The organism is Oerskovia turbata (genome assembly GCF_000718325.1).
In the GTDB taxonomy this organism is placed as follows: Bacteria; Actinomycetota; Actinomycetes; order Actinomycetales; family Cellulomonadaceae; genus Oerskovia; species Oerskovia turbata.
Genome location: NZ_JOFV01000005.1, coordinates 177,620 through 193,041, shown reverse-complemented (window position 1 = coordinate 193,041; position 15,422 = coordinate 177,620). Strand labels below are relative to the sequence as shown.

The following is a 15,422-nucleotide window of genomic DNA, read 5'->3' as shown; positions in this document are numbered from 1 at the left end:
GTCGCCGTCACGTCAGGAGCAGCACCGCGACGAGCGAGGTCCCGATGACGACCGTGGCCGAGGCGGTGCCGAGCACGAGCGCGCGCCGACCCGTGCGGACCAGGTGCGCGGCGTCGACCCCGAGGCCCATCGCGAACATCGCGGCGGTGAACAGCAGCGTGGTCACCATCGTCGTCACCTCGATGACGGACGCGGGCAGGACGCCCGTGCTCCGCACCAGCACCGCCACCAGGAAGCCGACGACGAAGAGCGGCACGGGCGGGGTCCGGCGGGTCACCGAGGCTGCAGGGGTCCCCGCAGCGACCTCGACGTCGGCGGGGCGCGCCACACGCTCGCGCCGAGCCCGGAGCACCCCGGCCCCGGCCACGAGCGGGGCGAGGAGCACGACGCGGGCCAGCTTGCTCACGGTCGCGGTCGCGAGCGCGGCGGCCGAGACGGCGCCGCCCGCGGTCACGACCTGCGCGACCTCCTGGACGCTCGCGCCGATCCACAGCCCGGCACGATCGTCGGCCAGGCCCAGCAGCCCGGCGAGCCACGGCAGCACGAAGATCGCGAGCGACCCGAAGATCGTCACGAGCGCGAGCGCGGTCGCCACGGCGTCGTCGGCCTCGCGCCGCGACTCCTCGTCGTCACCGCTCCCGACGACTCCCTGCATCGCGGAGATCGCGGCGGCACCGCAGATCGAGAACCCGGTCGCGACGAGCAGCGAGGTCACACGCGGCACGCGCAGTGCCCGTCCGAGCGCGAGCGTCGCGCTGAACGTCACGGCGACCGTGATCCCGACGACCGCGAGCCCGCGCCACCCGAGCGCGAGGACCTCGGGCAGCGAGAGCTGGAGCCCCAGCAGCACGACGCCGGCCCGCAGGACGCGCGTCGCGGTCCACCGCGTCCCCTCTTGGGTGCGGGACGTGAGGGCGGCGGCCCGTCGCGCCACCCCGTTCCCCTGCCCGACGGCGGCGCTCACCCCGCCCGCGCGGCGCAGGCTCCCGAGCAGCGAGCCGACGACGGCCCCCACCAGGAGGGAGAGCACGAGCGGCGAGAGCGGGACCACCTGCGCGAGCAGGTAGGCGACGAGGGTCGCGACGGCGCAGAAGGCGAGCCCGGGGGCGGCGCGCCGGATCCAGGGCGCGGGGCTCTCGGTCGGAGCCGGGCTGCCGGTCGTGGCGGGCCGGTCGGGGGCGCGCGTCGCGCCCGGGGTGGGGGCTGCGAGGTCGTTCGTGGGGGTCATGGTTCCACCGTGCCGCGACCGGACCCGCACCAGAAGGCCCACTTCCAGACCTAGCCATAGGATGAGGCTATGACTGAGGCTGACCAGCGCACCTCCGCGAGCACCGCTCCCCCGCGCCGCGAACGCACCTCGCTGGCCCTGCTCGAGCTGCTCGTCGCGACCGACCGGCACGGGTCCATCAGCGCGGCCGCCCGTGCGCTGGGGGTGTCGCAGCCCAGCGCCTCGGCCGGCATGCGGCGCCTCGAGAGGCACCTGGACCTCGAGCTCGTGACCCGCTCGACCCGCGGTGCCCGCCTGACCGAGACGGGGCGCGCGGCCGCGACCTGGGCCCGTGAGGTCATCGAGGCCTCGGACCGGTTCGAGACCTCGGCCGCGGCCCTCCGTGAGGCACCCTCGGCCCGCATCCGGCTCGCGGCGAGCCTCACGATCGCCGAGTACCTCGCGCCCCGGTGGCTCGCGACGCTCGCCGCTCCGCGAGCGACGGGCGGCCCGGCCGGTCCGGAGGTCCCGACCCCGGCCCCCGACGTCGAGCTGCTGGTCCGCAACTCGCGCACCGTCATGGAGCTCGTGCTCGCCGACGAGGCCGACCTCGGGTTCATCGAGAGCTCGACCATGCGACGGGGGCTGCGAAGCCGCACCCTCGCCCGCGACGAGCTGCTCGTCGTCGTCGCCCCCACGCACCCGTGGGCGTCCCGGAGGCGCCGCACCGCGACCGTCGACGAGCTCCTGGGCGGCGGCCTCGTGGTGCGCGAACGCGGGTCCGGCACCCGAGAGACCCTCGAGAAGTCGCTGCTCGCGGCGGGCGCCCGGTTGCCCGACCACCTGCCCTACCTGGGGTCGACCGCGTCGCTCAAGACCGCTGTGCAGTATGGCGGCGCCGTCGCGGTGCTGTCCCGTCTCACCGTGGCCGACGACCTCGCACGAGGGTCGCTCGTGCAGGTCGACGTGCCCGGCCTGGACCTGTCCCGGCGGCTGCGCATGATCTGGAAGGACGGCACCGAGCTGTCGACGGCCGCGCGACGCATCGCAGCGGTCGCGGCCGGGAGCGCCGGAACGTCGCACTCGAGGACCGCCCGGTCACCGACCATCGCGAGATAGAGGGTTCTGGTCGAGGTAGAGGGCTACAGCCCTCTACCTCGACCAGAACCCTCTACGTCAGCACCGGCTCGCGACCCGTCAGCGACCCGCGAGCACCAGGTCGCCGACCTCGTCGAGGCTCGCCACGACGTGCACCCCGGCCGCACGCGCGGCCTCGGGGTCCTCCTCGGCCGGGCCGCCGCGCCGGGTGCCGGGGCGGTCGATCCACACGCCCGTCAGCCCGGCCGTGGCAGCGGCACGGGCGTCGACGTCGAGCTCGTCACCCACGTAGACGGTGCGGGCCGGGTCGGTACCCAGCCGCGCGCACGCCTCGACGAAGACCCTCGGGTCCGGCTTGCCGAAGCCCAGGGTGTCGACGCCCACGAGCATCGGTACCTCGGACAGCCCCGAACGGGACAGCTTGTCCGTCTGGAGCGCGACGGCCGCGTTCGACAGGGCTCCCACCCGTACCCCGGCCACGGCGAGCCGCTTCAGGAGGGGGGCGGCGTCGTCGTGCGCCTGCCAGCTCTCCTCGAACGTGCCCCAGAAGACCGACTTCCAGCCCGCGTACCCGTCCTCGTCGAGGACCGCACCGCCGAACGTCTCCTGGAGCTCGTTCGCGCGCAGCATGCGCTGCCGGTCGAACGTCAGCTCGCCGCGCGTGTACGCCCGGTACCAACCGTGCGGGTCGCTGCGCCACAGCGCCAGGACCTCGCCGTACCGCTCGACCGGCACGTGCGGCAGGTACACCGCGCACACCGCGTCGATCGCGAGCGCGAACGCGCCGCGGGTGTCGACGAGCGTGTCGTCGACGTCGAACAGGACGCCGTCGACACCGTCGACAGCACCGCCGGGCAGCGTGGCCTCAGGGGTGCTCACAGCGCCGCGCGCAGCGCACGCAGGCGCGCGAGGGTCGACTCCTTGCCGAGGATCTCCATCGACTCGAACAGCGGCGGCGACACGCGACGGCCCGTCACGGCCACGCGCAGCGGCGTGAACGCGAAGCGCGGCTTGATGCCCATCTCCTCGACCAGCACTGCCTTGAGCACCTCCTGGATCGGGTCGGTCGAGAAGTCGTCCAGGGCGTCGAGCACGCGGACCGCGGCGTCGAGCACTGCCGGCGCCTCCTCGCGCAGCGCGGCGCGCGCCTCGTCCTCGACGGGCACGGCGTCGTCGGCCACGAACAGGAAGCCCAGCATGCCCTTGGCCTCGCCGAGCAGGACCATGCGCTCCTGCACGAGCGGTGCACCCGCCGTGACGAGCGCCTGCTGCTCGGCCGACAGGTCCGCGAACGAGTCCGCCGGGACGAACCCGCCCTGGTGCAGGTATGGCACCAGGCGGTCGCGGAAGTCCTCGGGGGCCAGCATGCGCAGGTGCGTCGCGTTGATGGCCTCGGCCTTCTTCAGGTCGAAGCGGGCCGGGTTCGGGTTGACGTCGGCGACGTCGAACGCCGCGACCATCTCCTCGACCGTGAAGATGTCGTTGTCGGCGGAGATGCTCCAGCCCAGCAGCGCGAGGTAGTTCAGCAGACCCTCGGGCGTGAAGCCGCGCTCCTTGTGCAGGAACAGGTTGGACTCGGGGTCACGCTTGGAGAGCTTCTTGTTGCCCTCGCCCATGACGTACGGCAGGTGACCGAACTCGGGCATGACGTGGGCGACACCCAGCTCGAGCAGTGCGCGGTACAGCACGACCTGGCGCGGCGTCGAGGACAGCAGGTCCTCGCCGCGCAGCACGTGCGTGATCCCCATGAGCGCGTCGTCGACCGGGTTGACGAGCGTGTACAGGGGCTGGCCGTTGCCGCGCACGATCACGTAGTCCGGGACCGAGCCCGCACCGAACGAGATCTCGCCGCGCACCAGGTCCGTGAACGACACGTCCGTGTCCGGCATGCGCATGCGCAGCACGGGCTCGCGGCCCTCGGCGCGGAACGCGGCCTTCTGCTCGTCCGTCAAGGTGCGGTCGAACCCGTCGTAGCCCATGGCCTTGGGGCGACCGGCCGCGACGTTGCGCGCCTCGATCTCCTCGGGCGTCGAGAACGACTCGTACGCGTACCCGCCCTCGACGAGGCGACGTATGACGTCCTGGTAGATGTCACCGCGCTGCGACTGGCGGTAGGGCTCGTGCGGGCCGCCGACCTCGACGCCCTCGTCCCAGTCCATGCCGAGCCAGCGCAGCGCCTCGAGGAGCTGCTGGTAGCTCTCCTCGGAGTCGCGCGCGGCGTCCGTGTCCTCGATCCGGAAGACGAACGTCCCGCCCACGTGCCGGGCGTACGCCCAGTTGAACAGGGCCGTGCGGATGAGGCCGACGTGCGGCGTCCCCGTGGGAGACGGGCAGAAGCGGACGCGGACGGGCGAGGAACCAGGTGCAGGGATCACGTCCCACAGCCTATCGCCGCCCACCGGGCACGACGCCGACGCGGGGCGCACAATCGCGTACATGGCAGGTTCCCAGCACCCCACGACCACGGCGACCGACCGCTCCGACCGTCCGGCGGGCACCGGCGCGAGCGGTCTCATCGCGGACGCGCTCGCCGGCGTCCACGAGGCGTTCCGCGGTCTCGACGAGGGCACGGTCGCGACCTACATCCCCGAGCTCGCGACGGCCGACCGTTCGCTGTTCGGCGTCGCCCTGGCCGGGGTCACGGGCAGCATCTACACCGCGGGCGACGCCGACGTCCCCTTCACCATCCAGTCCCTGTCGAAGCCGTTCGTGTTCGCCCTGGCGCTCATGGACCGGGGGCTGCCCGAGGTGCTCGCGCACGTCGGCGCCGAACCCAGCGGCGAGGGGTTCAGCTCGATCCGCCTCGACCCCGTCACGGGGCGGCCGCCGAACCCCATGGTCAACGCGGGCGCGATCGTCACGACCTCGCTCGTGCGCGGCGACACCGAGGATGAGCGGTTCGCGCGCATCCTGCACGTGCTCGGCGCGTTCGCGGGGCGCCCGCTCGAGGTCGACAGCCGGGTCTACGTCAGCGAGTCGGAGACGGGCGACCGCAACCGCGCGATCGCCTACCTCATGCACAGCACCGGAGCCCTGACCGCGGACGTCGAGGGCACGCTCGACACGTACTTCCGCCAGTGCTCCGTCCTCGTCACGGCGCGCGACCTCGCCCGCATGTCGGCGACGCTCGCGAACGGCGGCGTCAACCCGGTCACGGGCGAGCGCGTCGTCGACGAGGTCGTGACCGAGTGGGTGCTCGCGGTCATGGCGACGAGCGGCATGTACGACTACGCGGGTGAGTGGCTCCTGCGTGCGGGGCTGCCCGCGAAGAGCGGCGTCTCGGGCGGGCTGGTGTCGGTGGGCGTGGGCCAGTTCGGTCTGGGCCTGTTCAGCCCGCCGCTCGACGCGCGTGGCAACAGCGTGCGCTCGGTCGCGGCCGCGCAGGAGATCTCCCGGCAGTTCGACCTGCACCTCATGCACCGCCCGGACCGTGACGTGCCCACGCTCTACCGTTCGACGCGGGCGGACCGCCTGCGCCACCTCGCGCACCGCACGCCCGCCCAGCTCCTGCGGCTGCGGGAGCTGGGCGCGGCCATCTCGGTGCGCGCGGTCCAGGGCACCGTCGAGTTCGCGGCCGCGGAGACGATCCTGCGCTCGGTCGACGACCTGCCCTCACCGCTGCCGGGCGGCGAGCGGTGGCTGATCCTCGACCTGCACCGCACGTCCCGCGTGGTCACGCTCGGTGCGCAGCTCCTGCGCGCCCTCGTGGCCCGGCTGCGCGCCCAGGGGGTGCACGTGGTCGTGGTCGACCCGTTCGAGCGTCGGCTGATCGCGGGCGTCGACCACGAGTTCACGACGTTCGAGAACGCGCAGCGCTGGTGCGAGGACCGCCTCCTGGAGGCCGCCCGGGGCACCTGAGTCGTCAGCCCCGCCGGACGACCGGGTTCGCCAGGACGCCCAGGCCCTCGACCTCGCACTCGACGCGGTCGCCCGCGTCGATGCGGCCCACGCCGGCCGGGGTGCCCGTGAGGATGACGTCACCGGGCAGCAGCGTGAACGCCTCGGAGATGTAGGACACCAGGTACGGGACGTCGAAGATCATGTCGCGCGTGCGGCCGTCCTGGCGCGTCTCGCCGTTGACGCGCGAGGTCACCGCGAGGTCGTCGACGTCGAGGTCGGTGTCGATCCACGGGCCCAGCGGGCACGCGGAGTCGAAGCCCTTGGCGCGGGCCCACTGGCCGTCGGTGCGCTGGGCGTCACGGGCGGTCACGTCGTTGGCCACGGTGTACCCGAGGATGTAGGACGCCGCGTCCTCGGGACGCACGTCCTTCGCGATGCGCCCGATCACGACCGCGAGCTCGGCCTCGTAGCTGACCTCCTCGGTGAAGTCGGGCAGCACGATGGGGTCGTCGGGGCCCACGACCGAGGTGTTGGGCTTGAAGAAGATGAGCGGCGTCGTCGGGACGTCGTTGCCCATCTCGGCCGCGTGGGCCGCGTAGTTGCGGCCGACCGCGACGACCTTGGAGCGCGGGATGACGGGCGCGAGGAGGCGGACGCCGTCCCCGAGCTCGATCCGCTCGCCCGTCGGCAGGACGGGCATGTAGAGGGGGTCCCCGTTGAGGACGGCGAGGTAGGTCTTGCCCGCCTCCTCCTGCACGAGGGCGTAGCGGGGGTCTTCTCCGGTGGTGAATCTGGCGATGCGCACGGGCCCAGCCTACCGACGCGCGAGGCCGCGGCCCCCGGGGCGGGGGTCCGCGGCCTCGTCTCGGTCCGTGCCGTGCGGCGCGTGCCCGGTCGCCCCAGCACGCCCGACGGCGGCGCTACGCCCGGGCGAGCACCTCGCCGTTGAGGACGGCGAACCATCCGGCGGGTTCCTCGGCCCAGCGCAGCCACTCCTGCGCGAGCTGTTCGAGGGCGACGTCGTCCGCGAGCGCCGACTCCTTGGCCTGGACGGCGAAGTTGGACGCGATGCAGCGTTCGGCCCACAGCCCGCCCCACCAGGCGCGGTCGGCGGGGGTCGAGTAGCACCAGACCCCGGCCGAGGGCACGATCTGGGCGGGGTCGAAGCCTGCTTCCTGGACCCAGGCGAGGAGGCGTCGGCCGGCGTCGGCCTGGTAGCCGTAGGCGTGCGTGACCTCGTGGTAGAGCTCGTTCCACTCGGTGAGGCCTGCGGACTCGGGGTACCAGGTCATGGCGGCGTAGTCGGCGTCGCGCACGGCGACGATGCCGCCGGGCTTGGCGACGCGCTTCATCTCGCGCAGGGCGGCGAGGGGGTCGGACAGGTGCTGGAGGAGCTGGTGCGCGAACACGACGTCGAACGTGTCGTCGGCGAAGGGCAGCTCGTAGGCGTTGGCCTGCTGGAACGAGACGTTGCTCAGCCCGGACCCGGCGGCGAGCTCGCGCGCGCTCTCGAGGACGGCGGCGGAGGCGTCGACGCCGATCACGGTGCCGTCGGGCACGTGGCGGGCCAGGTCGACCGTGAGGGTCGCGGGCCCGCAGCCGACGTCGAGGACCTTGTGGTCCCCGCGAAGGTGCGGCAGCAGGAAGCCTGCGGAGTTCTCCGCGGTGCGCCAGCGGTGCGATCTCAGGACGGACTCGTGGTGGCCGTGGGTGTACGACTCGGACTCCATGCTGGGTGTGCTGCCCAGTGCCCCGGTGGGGGCGTCGGGCGCATGGGCGTCGGGCGTGGCGTCGGCGGTGACGTCCTGGTCCGGCGTGGGGGTGTGGGTCATGCTTGCACGGTAGAACGCTTCCACCCTTCCCACAGCCCTGTTCTCACATCATGGGCGGGCGAGGGTCGGGGTGCGGCCCGGCGCGTCGCGCGCGCAGCGCGGCCGGGTCGGGCGAGCACCCGGGAGAATCGTGGCGTGACCACTGTCCCGGCCGCCCCTGCCCGCCCTGCCCCCGCGACGTCGTCGGGCGGGTCGTGGCGTCGGCACGCGGCCCTGCTGCTGCCCGCGGGCGACCGGGTGCCGGGCGTCGACCTGGCCCGGGGGCTCGCGATCCTCGGCATGTTCGCCGCGCACGTGGGCGTGACGTCGGACGACTTCTCGACCGGGGAGGGCTGGCTGTCGCTCGTGCACGGGCGGTCCTCGATCCTGTTCGCGGTGATCGCTGGGGTCTCGCTCGCGCTCGTCTCGGGGCGCCGCGCTCCCCTGTCGGGCGTCCCGGCGCTCCAGGCGCGCACGCGCATCCTGGTGCGTGCCGTGCTGCTGCTCGCGCTCGCGGGCCTGCTCGACCTGCTCGGCACCCCGGTCGCCCTGATCCTGGGCTTCTACGCGGCGTACTTCGTGCTCGCGCTGCCGTTCCTGCGGTGGGCGCCGCGGCGGCTGTTCGGCCTCGCGCTCGTGATCGCGGTCGTGGGTCCGGTCCTGGTGCACTGGTTGCCCGAGGTCCTGCTGCGGGCAGGGCTGACGCTGCCCGTGGACGGGTCGGGGGCGCTCACGGACTTCCTGCTCACGGGGCACTACCCGGCGCTCGTGTGGATGGCGTTCGTGCTCGTGGGGCTCGGGGTGGGGCGGCTCGACCTGACCGCACGGCGCCTCCGGGTGCGGCTGCTGTGGGGCGGCGCGGCCACGGCACTGGGCGCGTACCTGCTCTCCGCGCTGTTCACGGGCACGACGCTGACCCAGGTCCTCGCCGGGTCTGGCCGGGCCGCGCTGATCCAGGAGTCTGCCGCGTACGCGTCGGGCCTGTACCAGCCCGAGCCGCTGCCGTGGAGCGCCCCGCTGCCGACGTCGGACTACCTGTGGCTCGCCGGTCCGCACACCGACACGACGCTCGAGGTGCTGGGCTCGGGCGGGTTCGCGCTCGCGGTGCTGGGCCTGTGCCTGCTGCTCGGTGACCGCCGCCCGGTCCTGCGGGTGCTGGCTCCGCTCGCGGCCGTGGGCTCGATGGCGCTCACGGTGTACTGCCTGCAGATCGTCGCGATCTGGGCGTGGCAGGACCAGCTCATGGCGGGCACGGGGAACGGCGAGCTGCTGGTGCTCGTCGTGGCGAGCCTGGTGTTCGCGACGGTGTGGCGGTGGTCGTTCGGGCGCGGCCCGCTCGAACGGTTCGTGGGCTGGGTCGCGGGGCGGGCGGCGTCGGTCTCCTCGGGCGTCGCCGGCCCGGACGGCCCGCTGCCCGCCGGGCGAGACGCCGGCCCGACGGCGCCGCCCACCTCGGGCGGGGACGTACAGTCGGGCGCATGACGACTTCTGCACCCGACGCCCCTGCCCGCCCCGAGGTCCGCCGCCTGGGTTCGTCCGGCCTCGCGGTGTCCGCGATCGGTCTGGGCTGCAACAACCTGGGGCGCCCGCGCACCGCGACCGAGTCCCTCGACGGGTCCCGCGCCCTGGTCGACGCAGCGCTCGACGCGGGCATCACGTTCTTCGACGTCGCGGACGTCTACGGCGCGCAGCCCGGCCTGAGCGAGGAGCTCCTGGGCAAGGCGCTGGGCTCGCGCCGCGACGACGTCGTGGTCGCCACGAAGTTCGGCATGCCCATGCACGGCGCGAACGGCGAGGACTTCCGGGCGCGCGGCTCGCGGCGGTACGTCGTCAAGGCGGTCGAGGCGTCGCTGCGGCGCCTCGGGACCGACTGGATCGACCTCTACCAGTTCCACACGCCGGACAGGCGCACGCCGGTCGAGGAGACGCTGTCCGCGCTCGACGACCTGGTCCGCGCGGGCAAGGTCCGCTACGTGGGGCACTCGAACCGCGCGGGCTGGCAGATCGCCGACGCCGAGTACCAGGCGCGCCTGACCGGCACCGTCCGGTTCGTGTCGGCGCAGAACCAGTACAACCTGATCGACCGCGAGGCCGAGCTCGAGGTCCTGCCCGCGGCGAAGGCCTACGGGCTGGGCGTGCTGCCGTTCTTCCCGCTCGCGAACGGCCTGCTGACGGGCAAGTACGCGCACGGCACGGGCCCCGACGACGGCCGCCTGGTCCACTCCAAGCCGCACCTCCTGGAGTCCGCGCCGTGGAAGGCCCTGCAGGCGTTGCGTCTCTTCGCGCGCGAGCGCGGCGTGACCGAGGTCGAGGTCGCGTTCGGGTGGCTGCTGGCCCAGCCGCAGGTGTCGAGCGTCATCGCGGGCGCGACCCGGCCCGAGCAGGTCGTGCAGAACGCCGCGGCCGGCGCCTGGGTTCCGGCCGCCGAGGACCTGGCGGCGCTCGACGCGATCTTCCCGCCGGCGCGCAAGGTCGCACCGTTCTAGCGGCACCCGGCCGCAGGGCCGGGGGGCGTCGGTAGGCTGGGGCCATGGGAGAGAACCCCCGGCCGGTCGTCCTGGGAGTCGTGCGTGGGCAGCCCGACGAGGTCCTGCGCACCGCGTCCGGGCTCGCGGCGCGCCTCGGTGCCGAGCTGATCTGCGCGACGGTGAACCCCGCACGCTTTCTGGTCGCGGAGAGCGCTGACGGTCACGTGACGTCGGCATCGATCGACCCGGACTTCCACGACGCGCACGACGACGAGCTCGACCCGGAGGTCGCCGGGCATCTCGCGGCGGTCCTCGACCCGGTCGGTGTCCGCTGGAGCACCCGGCTGCTCGCCGGGGACCCGGCGGACGCGCTGGCCCGGCTCGCACGGACGGTCGACGCCGAGCTGATCGTCGTGGGCACGCACGGGCCCGGCCGAGGGATCCACGAGCTCTTCAACCGGTCCGTGGCGATCCACCTCGCGCACCGCCAGACCCGTCCGGTCGTGGTCGTGCCGGCGGGCGCGGCGGGCGCAGCGGGGCCGGCAGACCCAGAGCGCCCGTCCGCCGGGACCCCGGCCTGATGCCCGCGCGCGATCGGCCGAACCACCTGCGCCCGGCCGCGATCGGGCTCGTCGTCGTCGGCGGGGCGCTCGGCGCTGCGGGGCGTGAGGCCGTCGTGCTGGCGGTGCCGGACGTGCCGGACGTCGGCGGGCTGCCCGTCGCGATCCTGCTGGTCAACGTCGTCGGTGCCTTCGTCCTCGGCCTCCTCTACGAGTCCCTCACCCGTCGCCCGCCGGGCGAAGCGCGCGCCGGGCAGCTGAGGCTGCTGCTCGGGACGGGGGTCTGCGGCGGGTTCACGACGTACAGCACGCTGGCCACGGGCACGGCGCTGCTCGTCGACGCGTCGCGCACGGACGTCGCGATGATCTACGTCGCCGCCACGCTGGTCGTCGGGACCGTGGCGACGGTGCTCGGGATCGTCGTGGGTTCGAGGCTCCCCGCGTCCGACCGTCCCGTCGACGGGGGCGTGCGCCGGTGACGCTCGCCCTCTTCCTCGTCGTCGCCGTCGCCGGTGGCCTGGGCGCCGGGACCCGCTTCGTCCTCGACGGCGTCGTGCGCTCGAAGGTCCGGACCGCCTTCCCGTGGCCGACGACGGTCATCAACCTGTCCGGCTCGCTCGCGCTGGGCGTCCTCACGGGCCTGGTCGTGGCCCGTATCGCACCGACTGACGTGGCCGCGGTGATCGGCACGGGCTTCCTGGGCGGCTACACGACGTTCAGCACCGCGAGCTACGAGACGGTCCAGCTGGTCCGACAGAAGCGCTACGGCACGGCGTTCGCGTACTCCGTCGGGGTGCTGGTGGCGTGCGTCGTGCTGGCGTTCGCGGGGTACCGCTGGGGTTCGTCCCTCTGAGCGTCGGGGCGCTCGATCGGCCCGGCCAGAACGGCCAGGACGGCTACGGTCTCGTCCGGCCCGCAAGGCCGTTCCGGCCTACGCTCGGCTCATGACGTTCGCCGAGGTGGTCGAGGTCGTCGGCAAGGTGGTCGACGCGGCAGGGGTGGCCGCGATCGTGGTCGGCGCCCTGTACGCGGCGCTCCTGTCCCTGACCCGACGCCGGGAGGGCAACGTCTACCGCCTGTTCCGGCGGCGGCTCGGCCGCTCGATCCTGCTCGGTCTCGAGCTCCTGGTCGCCGCCGACATCATCCGTACGGTCGCGATCACGCCGACGCTCGAGAGCGTCGCGGTGCTCGCCGCGATCGTCCTCATCCGGACGTTCCTCAGCTTCTCGCTCGAGCTCGAGATCACGGGCCGGTGGCCCTGGCAGCAGGCCCCCGAGCAGGACCCCGCACCCACCGGGGACGCCCGGGACGCCCGGGACGCCGCGGACGCCTAGGACGCCGCGGCGGAGCCCACGCGCCCGTAGGCTCCGCCGTCTGCGAGCGTCAGCTCGTCGTCGAGAAGAGGATCGCGTCGTACTCCCACGCCCCGACGTTGACCTCCATGGTCAGGTCGGCGGGGTCCGTGACCCCGAAGACCACGGGGAACGTCACGGACTGCCCCGGGAGGACGGACGTGCTCGGGGTGGAGCTGATCTCGTTCGCCGCGTCGAAGACCTGCGAACCTTCCGTACCGCCCGAGGAGAGCGTGACGTACGTGAACGTGGGGTCGAACGTCTCCGCGGTGCCGTTCGTCAGCGTCACGTCGACGCGCACGAACTGCGTGAACCCCTCGTCACCCGCCGCCGTGTCGCTGGGCGTGAACGCCGCCGGGGCGCTCACGCCGACCTCGAGACCGTCCTCGTAGACCGCGGCGTCACCGAAGGTGAGGGCCGGCGACGGGGCGCCCGCCACCGAGTCCTGAGCGTCCTCGGCGTCGGCACCGGTCTCGTCCGCGGCGGACTCACCGGCGGCAGGCTCCTCGGGGGCCTCGCTCGAGATGCTCGTCGACTCGAGGCTCGAGGAGAGCTCTTCGAGCGCAGCGACGAAGAAGATCTGGGAGACGACGACACCGATCCCTGCGACCACCGAGATGATGATCGCGGCGATCGACATGCCCTTGCCGCTGCCGAGCGTCCCGGCCTTGACGAGCCCGATGATGCCCAGGACGAGACCGGCGAGCGCCAGGACCGCCGCGAAGAAGTTGATGAACGGGATCAGGCAGAGCAGGAGCCCCACGATCGCGAGCACGAGGCCCGTGATCGCCAGCCCGTTGGTCTTCTTGGGCGGGACCGCACCGTAGGGCGGGTAGCCGCCCTGCTCCGGCCCCCAGGCGGCGGGCTGGCCGGGCTGGCCGGGCTGCTGGTACGGAGAGGGCTGCGGCGCTCCGGGATAGCCGAGCGACGGCGGGGTCGGCTCTGCGGGTCCGGGAGGGGGGTACGTCATCTCGTCTGCTCATCTTCTGGTCGTGCACGGCACGGCGACGCCGGGGTGTGCGGAGGGGGAGGCGCGCACGCTCGGGCACGCACTCCGGCACAAGTGTTCCATGTGTGGAGATGACGCGGAGAGGACGTTCGGGTGAAAACGACCGGGACCACGCACGGACCCCCACGACCTCTCCCCTCCTGCCGACACCTACCCTGGAACCATGCCCACGCTCCCCGCTCCCCACCGGGCGCGCCCCGCGACGGCGCGCCCCGCCGTCGGGCCGGATCCTCTTGCTGGCGACGAGTGGCCCGCCCTCGCCGCGGCGCACGCCGAGCGCGCCGACGCCCTGACCGCCGGCTGGCGCGAGCGCAAGGCCCGCGGCGAGAAGCACGCCGTCGAGGACTTCCTCTTCACCTACTACCCCACGCGCCCCGCCCAGCTCCGGCGGTGGCACCCGGGCGCGGGCGTCGTCCTCACGTCCTCCGGCACCACCCGGCCCGACGACGTCGCGCCCCTCCTCGCCGAGCGCGCCGCCTGGCGGTGGTACCGGGCCGGCACGGACGGCGGCGTGAGCCTCGACACGGGCGCCTTCCTCACCGACCGGGGCGAGACAGTGCGCTACGCCCGCGAGCTGCTCGCGGCCACGGCCTCCCGGCCCGCGACGCTCGGATGCTTCGGGCTGCACGAGTGGGCCATGGTCTACCGCGACCACGCCCAGGGGCGCGACCACCGCCACCCGCTGCCGCTGCGCCTCGGGGCCCACGGGACCGACGAGGTCGTGGCGACGCACCCCGTGCGCTGCTCGCACTTCGACGCGTTCCGCTTCTTCACCCCGGAAGCCGTGAGCCTCAACCGGCTCCAGCCCACGCGCGAGACGCAGCCCGCGCTCGAGCAGCCCGGCTGCCTGCACGCCAACATGGACCTCTACAAGTGGGCCGTGAAGCTCAGCCCCGCCGTGCCGAGCGGGCTCGTGCTCGACGCGTTCGAGCTCGCCCGCGACATCCGCTGGGTCGACATGCGAGCCAGCCCCTACGACGTGTCGTCGTACGGGCAGGCCCCCGTCGCGATCGAGACGCCCGAGGGCAAGGCCGAGTACGTGCGGCTCCAGCGCGGGTTCGCGGAGCGCTCGGCCGTGCTGCGCGCGCGGCTGCTCGAGGTCTGCGAGCGCCTGCTGGGCTGATCCGGCGCCGAGCCGCTCGGGGGTGTTCGTCCACCTGGCAGGATCGGAGGATGTCGCGTCCGCCCCTCGCTGAGATCCCCACTCGTCCCGTGCCCGTCCCGCCCGCCGTGCGCTCGCTCGTCGACTCCGCCGGAGGCGGGGACCTGGTCGCCGTGTGGGTCAACAACCTCGGCGGCCTCACGTTCCGCTGGGGCACGGATCGCTACGTCAAGTGGGTCGCGGCCGGGACCCCGGAGATCGACCTCCTCGCCGAGGCCGAGCGGCTCACGTGGGCGTCGCGGTTCACGCCCGTGCCTCGCGTGCTCGACGCCGGGCAGGACGAGGTCGGCGCCTGGCTCGTGACCGAGGCGATCGACGCGGCCTCGGCCGTCGACCCGCGCTGGATCGCCGAACCGGCCACCGCTGCGGCGGCGATCGGCCACGGGCTGCGCGTCCTGCACGAGGCCCTGCCGGTCGAGGACTGCCCGTTCGCGTGGAGCGTCGAGCAGCGCGTCGCGCGCGCCGACGAGCGCATCGCCGACGGCGAGGGCCCGTCCGAGTGGTTCCCCGAGCACGCACGGCTCACGGTCGCGCAGGCGCGCCCCCTGCTCGACCTCACGCCCCCGGTGGACCGGCTCGTCGTGTGCCACGGCGACGCGTGCTCGCCCAACACCCTGCTGACCGTCGACGGCACGTTCGCGGCGCACGTCGACCTCGGGTCGCTCGGCGTCGCGGACCGTTGGGCCGACCTGGCCGTGGCCGCGTGGAGCACCGAGTGGAACTACGGGCCGGGCTACGACGGGATCGTGTACGAGGCCTACGGGATCGAGCCGGACCCCGAGCGGATCGCGTACTACCGGTTGCTGTGGGACCTCGGCTGACGCCGGTGCCGGCCCCGGTGCCGGCCCCGGTGCCGGCCCCGGTGCCGAGATAGAGGGCTGGTGCCGAGGTAGAGGCCTCTGGCCCTCTACCTCG

Annotated in this window: 16 protein-coding genes; 10 read left to right on the top strand and 6 right to left on the bottom strand. The window is 73.7% G+C overall.

What is annotated here, in order from left to right:
- Window positions 1–7: 7 nt before the first annotated feature.
- Entirely contained in the window at window positions 8–1,228 is a 1,221-nt protein-coding gene (locus IE95_RS0106430) for a YeiH family protein (protein ID WP_051702817.1), read from the bottom strand.
- A gap of 69 nt (window positions 1,229–1,297) precedes the next feature.
- Between IE95_RS0106430 and IE95_RS0106425 the strand changes: the two genes are divergently transcribed.
- Window positions 1,298–2,326 (top strand): LysR family transcriptional regulator, encoded by a 1,029-nt coding sequence (locus IE95_RS0106425; RefSeq protein WP_051702816.1) that lies wholly within the window; start codon window positions 1,298–1,300, stop codon window positions 2,324–2,326.
- Window positions 2,327–2,404: 78 nt separating this feature from the next.
- Here IE95_RS0106425 and IE95_RS0106420 read toward each other — a convergent pair whose 3' ends face one another.
- Both IE95_RS0106420 and gltX read right to left on the bottom strand, forming a co-directional pair.
- Entirely contained in the window at window positions 2,405–3,184 is a 780-nt protein-coding gene (locus IE95_RS0106420; RefSeq protein WP_030150811.1) for an HAD family hydrolase, read from the bottom strand.
- The gene (gltX, locus tag IE95_RS0106415; protein WP_240666212.1) at window positions 3,181–4,680 is read right to left on the bottom strand and encodes a glutamate--tRNA ligase; all 1,500 of its coding nucleotides are present in this window, start codon (window positions 4,678–4,680) and stop codon (window positions 3,181–3,183) included. Before gltX ends, IE95_RS0106420 begins: the two co-directional genes overlap by 4 nt.
- A 61-nt stretch (window positions 4,681–4,741) precedes the next feature.
- On the opposite strand from gltX, the gene glsA reads away from it, so the two are divergent.
- A complete protein-coding gene (glsA, locus tag IE95_RS0106410) occupies window positions 4,742–6,163 on the top strand; it encodes a glutaminase A (RefSeq protein WP_051702815.1) in 1,422 nt (473 codons plus the stop codon).
- Window positions 6,164–6,167: 4 nt separating this feature from the next.
- Here the strand turns inward: glsA and IE95_RS0106405 are convergent, their stop codons facing one another.
- On the bottom strand, window positions 6,168–6,950 hold the full coding sequence (locus tag IE95_RS0106405) for a fumarylacetoacetate hydrolase family protein (protein WP_030150808.1): 783 nt from the start codon (window positions 6,948–6,950) through the stop codon (window positions 6,168–6,170).
- Window positions 6,951–7,065: 115 nt separating this feature from the next.
- Window positions 7,066–7,875: a methyltransferase domain-containing protein gene (locus tag IE95_RS0106400; protein WP_030150807.1), complete on the bottom strand. Its 810-nt coding sequence runs from the start codon at window positions 7,873–7,875 to the stop codon at window positions 7,066–7,068.
- Window positions 7,876–8,112: 237 nt separating this feature from the next.
- Here IE95_RS0106400 and IE95_RS0106395 point away from each other — a divergent pair, with 237 nt between their 5' ends.
- The 6 genes from IE95_RS0106395 (at window position 8,113) to IE95_RS0106370 (ending at window position 12,318) form a co-directional block, all read left to right on the top strand.
- Window positions 8,113–9,438, top strand: a complete 1,326-nt coding sequence (locus tag IE95_RS0106395; protein ID WP_240666211.1) for a heparan-alpha-glucosaminide N-acetyltransferase domain-containing protein — start codon at window positions 8,113–8,115, stop codon at window positions 9,436–9,438.
- Window positions 9,435–10,442 (top strand): aldo/keto reductase, encoded by a 1,008-nt coding sequence (locus tag IE95_RS0106390; protein ID WP_036571243.1) that lies wholly within the window; start codon window positions 9,435–9,437, stop codon window positions 10,440–10,442. The genes IE95_RS0106395 and IE95_RS0106390 overlap by 4 nt, the downstream gene beginning before the upstream one ends.
- 44 nt (window positions 10,443–10,486) lie before the next feature.
- Window positions 10,487–11,005 (top strand): universal stress protein, encoded by a 519-nt coding sequence (locus tag IE95_RS0106385; RefSeq protein WP_051702814.1) that lies wholly within the window; start codon window positions 10,487–10,489, stop codon window positions 11,003–11,005.
- Window positions 11,005–11,463, top strand: a complete 459-nt coding sequence (locus IE95_RS0106380; RefSeq protein WP_036571240.1) for a fluoride efflux transporter FluC — start codon at window positions 11,005–11,007, stop codon at window positions 11,461–11,463. The genes IE95_RS0106385 and IE95_RS0106380 overlap by 1 nt, the downstream gene beginning before the upstream one ends.
- A complete protein-coding gene (gene crcB / locus IE95_RS0106375) occupies window positions 11,460–11,837 on the top strand; it encodes a fluoride efflux transporter CrcB (protein WP_030150802.1) in 378 nt (125 codons plus the stop codon). The genes IE95_RS0106380 and crcB overlap by 4 nt, the downstream gene beginning before the upstream one ends.
- Window positions 11,838–11,928: 91 nt before the next feature.
- Complete coding sequence (locus IE95_RS0106370; RefSeq protein WP_030150801.1) at window positions 11,929–12,318, top strand: DUF1622 domain-containing protein; 390 nt, start codon at window positions 11,929–11,931, stop codon at window positions 12,316–12,318.
- A 49-nt stretch (window positions 12,319–12,367) separates the two neighbouring features.
- Here IE95_RS0106370 and IE95_RS0106365 read toward each other — a convergent pair whose 3' ends face one another.
- The gene (locus IE95_RS0106365) at window positions 12,368–13,306 is read right to left on the bottom strand and encodes a DUF4190 domain-containing protein (protein ID WP_030150800.1); all 939 of its coding nucleotides are present in this window, start codon (window positions 13,304–13,306) and stop codon (window positions 12,368–12,370) included.
- Window positions 13,307–13,508: 202 nt separating this feature from the next.
- Between IE95_RS0106365 and IE95_RS0106360 the strand changes: the two genes are divergently transcribed.
- Window positions 13,509–14,468, top strand: coding sequence for a 3-methyladenine DNA glycosylase (locus tag IE95_RS0106360; RefSeq protein ID WP_164984113.1), 960 nt, complete (start codon window positions 13,509–13,511; stop codon window positions 14,466–14,468).
- 50 nt (window positions 14,469–14,518) lie between these two features.
- Window positions 14,519–15,328 (top strand): aminoglycoside 3'-phosphotransferase, encoded by an 810-nt coding sequence (locus IE95_RS0106355; RefSeq protein ID WP_030150798.1) that lies wholly within the window; start codon window positions 14,519–14,521, stop codon window positions 15,326–15,328.
- Window positions 15,329–15,422 lie beyond the last annotated feature (94 nt).